Source organism: Haloarcula vallismortis ATCC 29715, assembly GCF_000337775.1.
GTDB classification, from domain to species: Archaea; Halobacteriota; Halobacteria; order Halobacteriales; family Haloarculaceae; genus Haloarcula; species Haloarcula vallismortis.
Genome location: NZ_AOLQ01000065.1, coordinates 175,797 through 188,188, shown reverse-complemented (window position 1 = coordinate 188,188; position 12,392 = coordinate 175,797). Strand labels below are relative to the sequence as shown.

Genomic DNA, 12,392 nt, shown 5'->3' with positions numbered 1-12,392 from the left:
ATCACGTCCCTTCGGCTGTCGTTGTCGCGTTCATGCTGATTCCGTCGCGGTGTGTGCCCGGCACGTAGGCTGCTTCGCCGCCGCAGCGGCGCTGATCCTTACACACTTCGAGCCGTGGCGTCAGCGCCCGCACGCCGTCGTCCGTCTGGGTGACCGGGGTTTCCGTCCGGTACTCGAACCCCGCGCCGGTGCCGTAGTCGACGAACATGACCAGCGTCACCGTCCCGTTTTCGGGCGTCGGCACGCTGACCTGCTCGTCGATTCCGTCGCCGGTGAGCCGCGTCCGCTCCCGGTCCATCGAGAGCTGCAGATTCAGCCTGTCTGCGCCGGTGACGGTCGCGTAGTCGTTCTCGTCCTCGCTTGTGAGCCGCATCGAGACCAGCTCGGCCTGCGCCGGAACTGACGCCGACACATCTGTCCGGACCGTCCCGCCCTCGGCAACTGACACCGGCTGGAGCCGCGGCTCGACCGGCAGGCCCAGATAGGGGACCCACTCGCCGCGGAACACGTAGCGGTAGTAGGTCCGGTCGGGATAGGCGTCGACCACGTCGAACTGTCGGTGTTGCATCGCGTAAACGGTATCGCCGTCAAATCCGGGGTCGTTGCGGACTGACTGGAACGGGTGGTTGAGCCAGTCGCCGTACGGCGTCGGAAGCAAGATGAGGCTGTCGTCGAGGTCGCGCTCCTCGAAGGGCTCGTAGGCCTGTGCTAACTGCTGGGTCGTCTCGTAGTTGTCCGAAACCGGCTCGGCCGCTGTCGCGGCGGTCACGCCACCGCCAAGCGCCGCGCCACACAGCGCTACCGCGAGCAGGACCGGACGCGCCCGGTCGGCGCTGATCCGCTCGGTGACCAGCCGATGAGCCCGCTGGGCGACGGCGACGACACCGACGGCACCGAAGGCCGAAAGCGGGACGAGCATATCGACGTGGTAGAACGGTCCCAGAAAGGTGACCAAGCCGTCTGTCGGGTCCGAGAGGTCCCCGAGCATGTTCACGGTGCCCCAGAAGTAACCGTTGCCGAGCGGGACCGTCAGGAGGACGCCGGCCAGCGCTGCCTGTCGGCTGTCTATCCCGCGGCGCACGACGGAACCGAGGCCGACGGCCGCGGCGACTGTCCCCAGCGGACCGGCGACGACCCACTGGGTGAGGAGCTTCCAGAGGAGTTCGGCGTTCGCGTCAAGCGACATCGCCGGCGTGAACTCACGCGAGTAGCCCTGAATCTCCCGATAGCCAAAGCCCGGCCCGTCCAGTGGGGCGAACACTTCGTACGGGAACAGCAGGGCGGAACCGGTGACCACGCGGTTGTATGCGAGCGTCGCGGCGACACCGGTGAGCCCGCCGACGGCGGTCAGCGACAGGCGCGTGAACCGTGTCGGGTCGCGTGTCCGAAGTGACCACAGGGCATGGGCGATAAACGGCGACGCAAACAGCACGGCCGTGTACGGCCGCGCGAAAAAGGCGATGCCGATAGCGAGGCCGGCACAGGCCGCCGTCTTTCGGCTCCCGGTCCGGTCGGCGTGGAGGTACGCCGCGGCGAACCCGAGATTCCACAGCGTCGTCGGCACGTACGAGAGGAACACCGAGGCCTCGACGAGGAACAGCGGCGACCCGAACATGAGAAGTGTCGCCACCACGCCCGTTCGTGCGTCGAAGGCTTCGCGGACGGTGTGATAGGTCAGTGCCAGCACGCCGGTCGAAATCAGGCCGAGCGCGACGCGGTAGCCGCCCAGCAGTTTCCCGACGGCGAACATCGCCGCTGGAACCGGCGCGTACTTCGGATACAGCCGTTCGCCGTCGGCCACGAAGAACCATGGGCGGAACGCCTCCTCGACCGGCGGGTAGATGAACAGTTGCCCCTCAAGCAGCATGGCGGCCTGCTGGAGGTAGACGCCCTCGTCGTGGTTGGTGGTGTGATGTGGAAAGACGACGTGGGCCAGCGTGAAGATGACGAGCCCGCCGAGCAGCGCCACCAGCCCCGCCTGTACCCCCGGCCGGCGCAGCCGCGTCATTCCGTCGGATACCAGGCCAGGTCGTGGTCGGCGACCAGATCAACTTCGACGGGCTGGCCCGGTTCGAACGTCTCGACGTGGTTGTGCATGCAGTGGACGACGTCGCCGCTGTGGAGTTCGACCCGGTAGACGAACGAGGGGCCGTTGTACTGGCGGTGGACGACGTAGCCGTCGGCCTTGGACTCGTTTGTCGGCATCGCCTGCAGGTCGTCGGGCCGGACGAGCACATCTACCATTGCCCCGTTGTACGCTGCGACTGGCCCGTTCAGCAACTCGACATCGAACGAGCCCAGCCCTGTCTCGATACGGTCGTTGGTCACCCGGGCCGAGAGGAAACTCGCCTGGCCGAGGAAGCTCGCGACGAAGCGGCTCTCGGGGTTCTCGAACACCTCCGCGGGGTCACCAATCTGAGCGATGGTTCCATCGTTCATGATGGCGACGCGGTCGCTTATCGAGAGGGCCTCCTCCTGGTCGTGGGTCACGGAGATGGCCGTGACGCCGGCCCGCTTCAGTATTTTGCGGACCTCCTCGCGCATCTCGACGCGCAGGCGCACGTCCAGGTTCGAGAACGGCTCGTCGAGCAGGAGGACGTCCGGTTCCGGGGCCAGTGAGCGTGCGAGTGCGACGCGCTGCTGCTGGCCGCCCGAAAGCTGGCTCGGCATCTTGTCGTGATGGGCCGAGAGGTCGACTAGTTCGAGCAGTTCGTCGACCCGTTCGCCGACGGCCTCCTCGTCCATCTCGGTCAGGCCGAAGGCGATGTTCTCGGCGACGGTGAGGTGCGGGAACAGGGCGTAGTCCTGAAAGACGATGCCGACGTTGCGTTCCTCGGGCTTCCGGAACGAGGAGCCGTCGGCGATGACCTCATCGGCGATTGATATCTGCCCGCCCGAGGGGCGTTCCAGCCCAGCAATCATCCGGAGCGTCGTCGTCTTCCCGCAGCCAGACGGCCCCAGTAGTGTCAGCAGTTCGCCATCTTTCACGTCGAGCGAGAGGTTCTCGACGGCGAGTTCCTGCCCGTAGTCCTTGGAGACGCCGTCCAGTTCCAAGACGGTCCGGTTCGGGTTGGCTACCGCTGCGTCCACGTCGTCGAAGTCCGATGTTTGCTGTGTGCGTGTTTGTCGAGACATTAGCTTGTGTCCTCCCGTCGAAGAATGACCAGCATGGAGAGTCCGGAAAGGCCAACGAGCACGAGAGCCGGAACCGCAGCCTGTCCGTAGTAGCCGGCACCCTGGACGAGCCAGATGTACGTGACGAAGGTTTCGAAGCCCGTCGGGCGTAACATCAGCGTTGCCGGCAATTCCTTCATGGTCGTCAGGAACACCAGCGCGGCTCCGGCGGCGATACCCGGCGCGACGAGCGGTAAGACGACCTTCCGAAACGCCGAAAGTGGGTGGTAGCCAAGCGACCGCGCCGCCTCGATGTAGCTCGGATCGACCTGAAGAATCGAGGATTCAGTCGTCCCGACGGCCTGCGGGAGGAACCGAATCACGTAGGCAAACACCAGCAGGATGACGCTCTGGTACAGGAAAGGGACGTACCGGAGTCCGAGATACACGAGCGCCAGACCGAGCACGACACCCGGGACGGCGTAGCCGACGTACGTGGCCCGCTCGGGAAGCGACGAGAAGCCCGAACTCCCGCGGGCGGAGAGATACGCTATCGGGAGCGCTGCCACGACACAGATGGCGGCCGCGGCGGCCGCAAGGCCGACCGAGTTCCAGGCATAGGCGGCATCGAACGCGAAGCCACCGCCACTGTAGCCCGTCCCGGACCGGAGGAGCCACTGAACCAGAATACCGATCGGCAATACCAGACACAGCGACGCGATAGTACCGCAAAACAGCAGTGCCGGGACCTTCCAGTACCCGAGCCTGATGAGTCCGGGCCGGCGCGAACCGCTGCTGACGTAGGCACCGTCTCGCCCGGCATTGAGGCGGGACTCGACAGCGAGGATACCGAGCGCCATCACGAGCAACAGCATCGAAAGCACGGAGGCGTAGTCCAGTCGGCGGGCCCCGAACTCGTTGTAGATCATCCGGGTAAACACGTCGTACTGCATAATCGCTGGTGTCCCGAAGTCCGAAAGCGCGTACAGCGCCACCAGCAGGGCGCCGGCGGCGATACCCGGCGCGATCTGTGGCAACGTGACGCGACGGAACGCCTCCCAGCGCGTGTGATTCAGCGTCCGGGCGGCCTCGACGACGGTCCCGTCGAACGACAGCAGCGACGCGCGCGTGGTCAGGAACACGTACGGGTACGTAAACAGTGTCAGCACAAGTATCGCGCCGTGCAGGCCGTATATCGTCGGTATCTGATCGATACCGAGCGGCGCGAGTAGGTCCGCGAGGACGCCACGGGGGCCAAAGGCCGAAACGAACGCGAAGGCCCCGATGTAGCTCGGGACGACCAGTGGCAGCGCGGACGTAATCGTCCAGAACCGCTTGAACGGCAGGTCTGTCTGGGCGGTGAGAATCGCCAGCGGGACGCCAATGAAAATCGACGCGACGGTGACACCAGTCACCAGCGCCAGCGTGTTCAGCGTCACCGAAACAGTCGTGTCGCTGGTCACCAGTTCCATCGCACGCGCGAACTCGATTTCGCCTGCTCGGAGAAACACCCAGACCAGCGGTGCCAGTAACAGCAGCGAGATCGCGAGCGAGACCACTGCGAGCAGCGTCTGCGGAGACGAGTCTCGTTCCGACGCCGTCGCCTGCTCCCGAAGCCGCTCGTAGCGGTCCTTGGTGCCCATATTAGAGGACGCCTGCGTCCCGTAGTAAGTCGACTGTTCCGGCCACGTCAGCCAGTTCGGTCAGGTTGATGTCCGGCGGGTTCAGCTCGTCGATACGCGGCAGGTCGCCGACCGGTGCAACGCCCGGAATCATCGGGTACGCGAACGTTCGGGTGGCGAAGAACTCCTGTGCCTCAGCTGAGAGGACGTGCCGGACGAAGTTCGATGCCAGGTCCGCGTTGTCGGTTCCGTTGATGATTTCGAGGCCCGAGACGTTGACGAGCGCGCCGGCGTCCCCCTCGGTGAACGCGAGGCCGATCGGCGAGCTTTCGCGGGCGGACTGGACTCGAAGCGTGTAATAGTGGTTGGCGAAGCCGGCGGTGAGTTCCCCGTCGGCGCAGGCGTTGGAGACGCGGAACTCGTCGTCGTAGGTGGTGATACCGTGGTCCTGCATCGCCTGGAGCCACGACATCGTCTCGTCGTCGCCGCGGATGAGCCGCATCGCGGTGACAAAAGACTGGAACGCGCCGTAACTCGGCGCCCAGCCCATGCTGTTTTCGAGTGCGGCTGCCTCGGGGAACTCCTGGACCGTCGACGGGATATCCGATTCAGCGACCTCGTTCGTGTTGTACGGAATCGCTCGGGCGCGGCCGGCGATACCGACCCAGCGGCCCTCGCTGTCCTGATACGCTTCGGGGACCGTCGAAAGGGCCTCCTCGGGGAGGCTCGCGGTCGCGCCGGCGTTCGCCACGGCACCGAGCGAGCCGGCGTCGATGGACATGAACACGTCGGCGGGGCTTGCACCTGCCTCGTTTTCCTCGATAATCGTGTTCGCGAGGTCGCCGGAGGCTTCGAGCCGGTGGTTCGCCGTGAAATCCGGATACCGCTGTTCGAGCAGTTCGATGAGATCGAGATACAGTCCACCTTCACCACCGCCGAGATACAGCGTCAGTTCGCCGCTGAGGTCCGGAAGCTCCTCGATAGAGGTGCCGCCGGGGGCGTCCCGCTGTGCCACTAAGGGGCCGGAGCCCCGGAAATCAGATAGGGAGACCTGACCGACCCCGGTATCAGTTTCACCACTTCCACCGTCACCGCCGTCACCACCACCGAGAATACTGGAACAACCGGCAAGCGCTGCCGCGCCAGTTGCACCGCCCAGCGCAAGGAAGCGTCGTCGTGACTGCGTCGAGTTACGTTCCGTCATATCGTTAGAATCACTCATTGTTTGATTTAGGGTTGCCTAAACAACTTAGGCCTTTCTAGTCGTCGGCGGTCGCGGGGACCTGTTCTGCCGCAGCGGCGTCCAGTTCGTCGAGACATTCCAGCCAGTCGAGCATGAATTCGCCGCAGTAGTTAAGGAACGCACCGTTTTCCCAGTCGCTGAAATCGCCGTTGGCCATCGCCGTGGCGATTGCATCGAACACCTCGGCGTAGGAATCGGCACCGGCGCCGGCATCGTCGACGATCTCCCAGACGTGCTCGTTGAGTTCGAGCCCGTGAACCTCGTTCGTGAGGTCCGAGAACGTCGAACGGGGCGCTTTATTATGCTCGCACAGCGGGTCGCCGTTGTAGATCTGTTTGCCCAGCACGTCACAGGCCCGCTTGAGGAACACACCCGACCAGATGTCGTCGAAGCGGCCGACGTCCCACTCGTTGTCGTCCATCGGGAGCTGGTAGAACGCCGGGATGACTTCGCGGCGGAACGCGAGGTTCATCGAGCAGACGGTGAGGTACTGGCCCTCGGCGGCGACGAAGTCCTCGCCGAAGTCCGCTCCGCTAGTACGGGTCTGGGCCTGTCCCTTGAGGTCGCCGTCCATCAGGATGCGAACGGCGTCGAGGTCGGGCACGTTCGTCCAGAGGCCCTGTGAGGCGACCACGTCGTCGACCTCGGTAGTTTCGGTCTCGACCGCCTCGTCCATCGCGGCGTAGGGGTACCCGCGCGGGTAGAGGCCGTGCTCGTCTTCGTTCTGGTAGAGAACGTTGACCCACTGTTCGTCAGAGCTGACCGTCTCGATCTCGCCCTCGTAGGCGAGGTTCTCCATGTGCGTCCCGAAGAAGTCAGCGTCCTCGTGTGGCAGCGTGTCGTCGTCGATGAACACGCCGTACTCGTAGTCGTTGGCCCACATGTAGAGGAGGCCAAACGAGGTCTGGGCGTGACTTGCTTCGGGGATAAGATGCGAGTATTCGCTCGCGCCGTGGGTTTCGAACCACGTCTCGCGCGCGGTCCCGTCGTAGACGGCTCCGTCGACGCCCTCCTCGTCGAGCATCTGTGCCATTGCTTCGGTGTCACAGAAGTCCTCCGTGATGAGTACGACGAACAATCGGTCGAGATCGAAGCCGTGGTCCCGGGCGTTCTGGAAGTACGACCGCATGCATTCGTGATTTCGAATCGTCGGCACCATTACGCAGATGTCGGCTGTCATGTACTGACTCCACCTCTTTAGGCCATCCTAAAAGATTTGGCGTTCTCACTTTGCTTCCCTCGTGAGTTTGTCTTCTGGCCGTCATTTCTCCTGTAATAGGGATATCATTATATTCTAAATCTGTCGTTTAATGTTGTATTAGGAGAACTATTATCTGGCTGTGCTTTGCCAGATTAGGTGATGAGCGTACGAAGCAACAGGGCTCCTATCAATCACAAATGAACCTGGATAATCAAACCTGTGTCGTCACTGGGTCCTCACGCGGTATTGGCCGCGGCATCGCCAAAGATCTCGGTGCTCACGGGGCTAACGTCGTCGTCAATTACCGGTCCTCGGAGGCGGAAGCCCGTGCCGTCGTCGAGGACATCCGCGAAAGCGGCGGCACTGCTATCACGGCGCAGGCCGACGTGGCGAAACTCGAGGAAGTCCGGGCAATGCGTGAGAGGGTGGCTGACGAGTTCGGTTCCGCGGACGTGCTCGTCAACAATGCTGGTATTACTATCGATAAGAAGTTCGAGAACATGAGCCGTGACGACTGGGAGACGGTGATCGATGTCAACCTCGGTGGTGTGTTCAACGGGACAAAAGCCTTCTACGATGACATTCGCGACGCCGAACACGGCCGACTCATAAATATCTCTAGCGTCGTCGGCCAGCAGGGCAACATCGGGCAGGCTAACTATGCGACGACGAAATCCGGGTTGTTCGGATTTACACGGACGCTTGCACTTGAATTAGCACACACGGGCTCAACCGCGAACTGCGTCGCGCCGGGCTTCGTCAAGACCGATATGTTAGAAGAGGTGCCCGAGCGCGTTCAGGAGAAGATTCTACGGGAGATTCCGCTCGACCGGTTCGCACGCGTCGAAGACATCGCCGGTATCGTGCGGTTCGTTGCCAGCGAGGAATCGAGCTACATGACAGGACAGGTACTTGGTGTCAACGGCGGGATGGAGTGGTAGGATGAGTCAACAGGAAGAACCAGAGGACGAGACTGGGGTGCCTGACGACGCAGTCGAAGAGTTGCGACAGAAACGAGCCGAAGCCGAACTCGGGGGCGGTGAAGCACGTATCGAGTCCCAGCACGAGAAAGGCAAGATGACCGCCCGCGAGCGCATCGACTTTCTCGTCGACGACGGCACGTTCAACGAGGTTGATCCGTTCGTCGAACACCGGTCGACGAACTTCGGCATGGAGGAGAAGCGTTTCGCCGGTGATGCGGTTGTCACCGGCTACGGTGAGGTCGACGGTCGGAAGGTGTTCCTGTTCGCCCACGACTTCACCGTGCTCGGTGGCTCGGTCGGCGAGGTCGTCGCCGACAAAATCTGTAAGGTGATGGACCGGGCAATCGAGAACGGTGTTCCGGTCATCGGACTCAACGACTCCGGTGGCGCACGCATTCAGGAGGGCGTTGACTCGCTCGTCGGCTTCGCCAAGATCTTCGAGCGCAACACCAAAGCCAGCGGACTTATCCCACAGATTTCGGCCATCATGGGGCCGTGTGCCGGCGGCGCGACCTACAGCCCGGCCCTGACTGACTTCACCTTCATGGTGCAGGACACCAGCCATATGTTCATCACCGGGCCGGATGTCATCGAGACGGTGACCGGCGAACAGGTGTCGAAAGAGGAACTCGGCGGCGCGGGCTCGCACTCCACCAAATCCGGCGTGGCTCACTTCTCGTACCCGTCAGAGGAGGAAGCACTCGAAAATATCCGCCGCCTCCTGTCGTACCTCCCCGCAAACAACATGGAGGACCCGCCGCGGGTCAAGCCGTGGGACGACCCTGACCGGGAAATCCCCGGCGTGACTGATATCGTTCCGTCGGCCCCACGCAAGCCCTACGACATGACGAAGGTCATCGACTCGATTGTCGACGAAGACTCCTTCTTCGAGGTCCACGGCAACTGGGCGCGCAACGTCGTCGTGGGCTTCTCTCGGATGGACGGCAAGTCGGTCGGCGTCGTCGCCAATCAGCCACGCGTGAGCGCGGGAACGCTGGACATCGATGCGGCGGAGAAAGCGGCCCGGTTTGTCCGCTTCTGTGATTCGTTCAACATCCCCATTCTCACGCTCGTCGACGTGCCCGGATTCATGCCCGGCACGGATCAGGAGCACAACGGTATCATCCGACGGGGCGCAAAGCTCATCTACGCATATGCTGAGGCGACGGTCCCGCTGTTGTCGGTCGTCGTGCGGAAGGCCTACGGCGGCGCGTACATCGTCATGTCTTCGAAGTTCCTGGGCAGCGACGTGAACTACGCCTGGCCCGGCTCGGAGATGGCGGTGCTCGGTCCCCGCGGGGCGGTCAATATCCTCTATCGGAACGAAATCGCGGAGGCCGACGATCCAGACGCTAGGCGTCAGGAGCTGATGGACGAGTTCCGCGACGAGTTCGCCAATCCGTACGGACCGGCAAAGCGGGGGTATCTCGACGACGTCATCGAACCGAAGGACACGCGCAAGCGCCTCATTCAGGACCTCGAACTCTTAGAGCGCAAGCGTGAGGACACCCCGCCGAAAGACCACGGCAACATCCCGCTGTAACATGGCGACTCGGGATACACCACAGTCGGACACGGAGGCGGCGCTGCCCACTGACAGCGCGGACCCGGCGGAGCTGTCGCTGTCGATACCGGCGGACGCATCACAGGCAGAGGCAGCGGCTATCACTGCCGCGATTAGCGCCCACGTGACTGACTGCCAACGGGCCGCCGTGGCGACAGCACAGCGACAGACAGCTGAATACGTCGACGAGTGGACGCTGGCCGGACGGGTGGCGAGCGCAGGCAAACGCCGCCTTCCAGCCAACGTCAAACGCGGCGAGGAGTGGAAGGCGGCGGCGCGAGCGCGGTACTAAGATTCGGTAAACTCCTGCAGCACTTCGAGGTCACGGGCGGTCCGCATAAACTCCGACAGCGACCGCTCGCTCCCACAGTCGTCACAGACGAACTGTGCCTCCGGAGCCGAGAGGTCAGACACTTGCGCTTCCCAGGCAACTGAACACGCCGGACATTGCAGTTGGAGCCAAGCCTCCTGCATATTCCGTGTGTGGTTAGCACACACGGATATACTTTGTGTGGATTCTCACTGCCGGGGGCTGTAGTGCTGTTTGGCGATTCAGGGAACTTTTGGCTTGCCTAAATATGGGAAGATTTAAACCAATTAGGCAAGCCTAAAAACACATGGACCGACGAGAGTACATCGTTGCGGCCGGTGTTGGGCTGGCAGGTGCCGTTGCCGGCTGTTCAGGGCAGTCAGAGGCCGGGACCAATAGTGATGGTACGACTGATGAACCGGCCGAGTCCAGTACGTCGGCCGCGGAGTCGACTCCGACCGCGGAACCGACCGAATCAGGCTACGCGGTCTCGATGGAGCCAGTCGGCGAGGTCACCTTCGAGTCAGTGCCGGAGGTCTGGGTCGCAAACAACGGAAGCTGGGCCGATATGGGAATCGCGCTCGGCCTCGATGCACCAGAGGGAGTCTGGCTCCCCTCACGGTACCACACCCAGTACTACGACGGGATCCCGGGCGTCAGTGTCGACGGGAACTCGATTCAGGAGCTGTGGGGAGACAGCGGTGTCGGCAAGGAGCAGTTCTACGAAATCGACGCCGACATCCACGTCATGGACCCGAATTTCCTGCAGCGCCGCGGCTCCTGGGAGCAGTCGGATATCGACGAAATCGAGTCCCAGGTTGCCCCCTTCTTCGGGAACAGCATCTTCTCGACCGGCTACGAGTGGCACGATTACACCCACTACACGCTGTACGAAGCCTTCGAGAAACTGTCTCAGGCATTCCAGCGGACCGACCGGTTCGAGGCGTTCCAGTCCCTCCACGAGGAGTTCCAGACAAGTCTGGACGACATCGTTCCGGAAGCAAACTCCGACCGGCCTGAGGTAGCCATCATGTGGGCCGGGAGCGACGAGCCCACCAGCTTCTCACCATATCTCATTGAGGACGGGACCAGCTTCAAACAGTGGCGCGACCTCGGGGTGCGCGACGCCTTCGCGGAGACTGATGTCCGGGACTTCCACTCCGACCGGGGAAAAGTCGATTTCGAGACGCTGCTCGACATCGACCCCGAGTATCTGCTCTTGCGTGGACAGGAGACCAAGACGCGAGCTGAGTTCGAGGACACAGTCGTCAGTTTCCTCGAATCGGATGAGACCGGAAGCGAACTGACGGCAGTACAGAACGGGAACGTGTTCCGTGGTGGCCCGTTGTATCAGGGGCCGATAACAAATCTGGTCGTCACCGAGCGGGCCGCATCGCAGGTGTACGATGTGGACCGGGAGCTATTCGACCGCCAGCGCGTCGCCGACATCGTCGCCGGAGACCTGTAAGGACTCATGGTCGGACGAACGCTCGCAGACATCCGTGACAGGCTCTCGGAACTCAGCGTGGCTGTCGGGCCGTATCGTATCGTCAGCGCTCGAACGGGAACGCCGCCGTTCCCGGTGTCGGGAATGCAGTTCCCGGACCGAGAGACGGCCGCCGAAGCGGCCAGCGTCGCGACCGCCTACCGGAGCGCTCTCCGGCGCTACGACCCACGTGTCACCGTTCACGGCCTCATCGTCTGTGAAGCGCCGTGGGGGACCGACGCCGTCAGGACTGGGCCGTCGTCACTTCCAGAGTACTGCCACACAGTCGCCGGGGCGCTGTTCGAGGTGTTGTCGGGCCGTCATCGCTCTGTCGAGCAGGCAGTCATCGACAGCTACCTCGAAGCGGCCGAGGAGACTGAGAACCGTGAGCGCCTCTGTCTGGCGATGCTCGAAAGCATGGCCACGGCACTCGCAGAACACCTCGACCCGGAGGTACAGGCAGATACCCTCCGCGAAGCCGCCGGACAGTTGCCGCGAAAACCAAGCGGTCCTGAGCCGGTTCGGGACGCCGTCGCCGACCTCGAAGCAGCGGGGCTTGTCGACGAGGCGGCAATCGAACCCGCAGCCGCCGGTCCCGGCCGCTGTGCCAGATATATCACATTACAGAACTATCGCCCGTCACTGTCGGACCTTCGCTGTCCGGTGTTGCCGATTGCCGTCGAGCTACTGCGTCGGACGAGTATCACGCCACAGATGGCACAAGCGGAGCGAACTGCGGACGGCTGGCGGCTGCTCGTCTCACTGGCCGGTGACCAACCCGCCGAAGGACTGTCGGTCGTTACGACGACTGTCTGAACATTCTCTTCGTTCTACAAGTAGACCGTAATACATACACGAGACCCCTGTGA

The 12,392-nt window shown here is 63.0% G+C and carries 11 protein-coding genes; 5 read left to right on the top strand and 6 right to left on the bottom strand.

Going from position 1 to position 12,392, the window contains the following annotated elements; translation table 11 throughout:
• Nucleotide 1: 1 nt before the first annotated feature.
• The 5 genes from C437_RS15895 to C437_RS15875 are packed head-to-tail and all read right to left on the bottom strand — an operon-like array spanning nucleotide 2 to nucleotide 7,159.
• On the bottom strand, nucleotides 2-2,008 hold the full coding sequence (locus C437_RS15895) for a DUF7846 domain-containing protein (RefSeq protein WP_004518013.1): 2,007 nt from the start codon (nucleotides 2,006-2,008) through the stop codon (nucleotides 2-4).
• On the bottom strand, nucleotides 2,005-3,135 hold the full coding sequence (locus C437_RS15890) for an ABC transporter ATP-binding protein (protein WP_004518012.1): 1,131 nt from the start codon (nucleotides 3,133-3,135) through the stop codon (nucleotides 2,005-2,007). The genes C437_RS15895 and C437_RS15890 overlap by 4 nt, the downstream gene beginning before the upstream one ends.
• Nucleotides 3,135-4,757: an ABC transporter permease gene (locus tag C437_RS15885; RefSeq protein WP_004518011.1), complete on the bottom strand. Its 1,623-nt coding sequence runs from the start codon at nucleotides 4,755-4,757 to the stop codon at nucleotides 3,135-3,137. Before C437_RS15885 ends, C437_RS15890 begins: the two co-directional genes overlap by 1 nt.
• 1 nt (nucleotide 4,758) lies before the next feature.
• Entirely contained in the window at nucleotides 4,759-5,940 is a 1,182-nt protein-coding gene (locus C437_RS15880; protein ID WP_004518010.1) for an extracellular solute-binding protein, read from the bottom strand.
• 55 nt (nucleotides 5,941-5,995) lie between these two features.
• Nucleotides 5,996-7,159: a hypothetical protein gene (locus C437_RS15875; protein WP_004518009.1), complete on the bottom strand. Its 1,164-nt coding sequence runs from the start codon at nucleotides 7,157-7,159 to the stop codon at nucleotides 5,996-5,998.
• A 218-nt stretch (nucleotides 7,160-7,377) separates the two neighbouring features.
• Between C437_RS15875 and C437_RS15870 the strand changes: the two genes are divergently transcribed.
• The 3 genes from C437_RS15870 to C437_RS15860 are packed head-to-tail and all read left to right on the top strand — an operon-like array spanning nucleotide 7,378 to nucleotide 10,019.
• Complete coding sequence (locus tag C437_RS15870) at nucleotides 7,378-8,121, top strand: beta-ketoacyl-ACP reductase (protein ID WP_004518008.1); 744 nt, start codon at nucleotides 7,378-7,380, stop codon at nucleotides 8,119-8,121.
• A 1-nt stretch (nucleotide 8,122) separates the two neighbouring features.
• Nucleotides 8,123-9,706, top strand: coding sequence for an acyl-CoA carboxylase subunit beta (locus C437_RS15865; protein ID WP_004518007.1), 1,584 nt, complete (start codon nucleotides 8,123-8,125; stop codon nucleotides 9,704-9,706).
• 1 nt (nucleotide 9,707) lies between these two features.
• The gene (locus tag C437_RS15860) at nucleotides 9,708-10,019 is read left to right on the top strand and encodes a hypothetical protein (protein WP_004518006.1); all 312 of its coding nucleotides are present in this window, start codon (nucleotides 9,708-9,710) and stop codon (nucleotides 10,017-10,019) included.
• Here the strand turns inward: C437_RS15860 and C437_RS15855 are convergent.
• Nucleotides 10,016-10,201 (bottom strand): DUF7836 family putative zinc-binding protein, encoded by a 186-nt coding sequence (locus tag C437_RS15855; protein ID WP_049919856.1) that lies wholly within the window; start codon nucleotides 10,199-10,201, stop codon nucleotides 10,016-10,018. The two genes, C437_RS15860 and C437_RS15855, sit on opposite strands and share 4 nt — an antisense overlap.
• 143 nt (nucleotides 10,202-10,344) lie before the next feature.
• On the opposite strand from C437_RS15855, the gene C437_RS15850 reads away from it, so the two are divergent.
• Nucleotides 10,345-11,505, top strand: coding sequence for an ABC transporter substrate-binding protein (locus C437_RS15850; protein ID WP_004518004.1), 1,161 nt, complete (start codon nucleotides 10,345-10,347; stop codon nucleotides 11,503-11,505).
• Between the two features lie 6 nt (nucleotides 11,506-11,511).
• Nucleotides 11,512-12,339, top strand: a complete 828-nt coding sequence (locus C437_RS15845) for a DUF7551 domain-containing protein (RefSeq protein ID WP_004518003.1) — start codon at nucleotides 11,512-11,514, stop codon at nucleotides 12,337-12,339.
• The last annotated feature ends 53 nt before the right edge of the window (nucleotides 12,340-12,392 follow it).

What these genes read in the sequence shown, in the direction of transcription:
- C437_RS15895 (WP_004518013.1), bottom strand. Translation starts at nt 2,008, where the DNA reads ATGACGCGGCTGCGCCGGCCGGGGGTACAGGCGGGGCTGGTGGCGCTG.
- C437_RS15890 (WP_004518012.1), bottom strand. Translation starts at nt 3,135, where the DNA reads ATGTCTCGACAAACACGCACACAGCAAACATCGGACTTCGACGACGTG.
- C437_RS15885 (WP_004518011.1), bottom strand. Translation starts at nt 4,757, where the DNA reads ATGGGCACCAAGGACCGCTACGAGCGGCTTCGGGAGCAGGCGACGGCG.
- C437_RS15880 (WP_004518010.1), bottom strand. Translation starts at nt 5,940, where the DNA reads ATGACGGAACGTAACTCGACGCAGTCACGACGACGCTTCCTTGCGCTG.
- C437_RS15875 (WP_004518009.1), bottom strand. Translation starts at nt 7,159, where the DNA reads ATGACAGCCGACATCTGCGTAATGGTGCCGACGATTCGAAATCACGAA.
- C437_RS15870 (WP_004518008.1), top strand. Translation starts at nt 7,378, where the DNA reads ATGAACCTGGATAATCAAACCTGTGTCGTCACTGGGTCCTCACGCGGT.
- C437_RS15865 (WP_004518007.1), top strand. Translation starts at nt 8,123, where the DNA reads ATGAGTCAACAGGAAGAACCAGAGGACGAGACTGGGGTGCCTGACGAC.
- C437_RS15860 (WP_004518006.1), top strand. Translation starts at nt 9,708, where the DNA reads ATGGCGACTCGGGATACACCACAGTCGGACACGGAGGCGGCGCTGCCC.
- C437_RS15855 (WP_049919856.1), bottom strand. Translation starts at nt 10,201, where the DNA reads ATGCAGGAGGCTTGGCTCCAACTGCAATGTCCGGCGTGTTCAGTTGCC.
- C437_RS15850 (WP_004518004.1), top strand. Translation starts at nt 10,345, where the DNA reads ATGGACCGACGAGAGTACATCGTTGCGGCCGGTGTTGGGCTGGCAGGT.
- C437_RS15845 (WP_004518003.1), top strand. Translation starts at nt 11,512, where the DNA reads ATGGTCGGACGAACGCTCGCAGACATCCGTGACAGGCTCTCGGAACTC.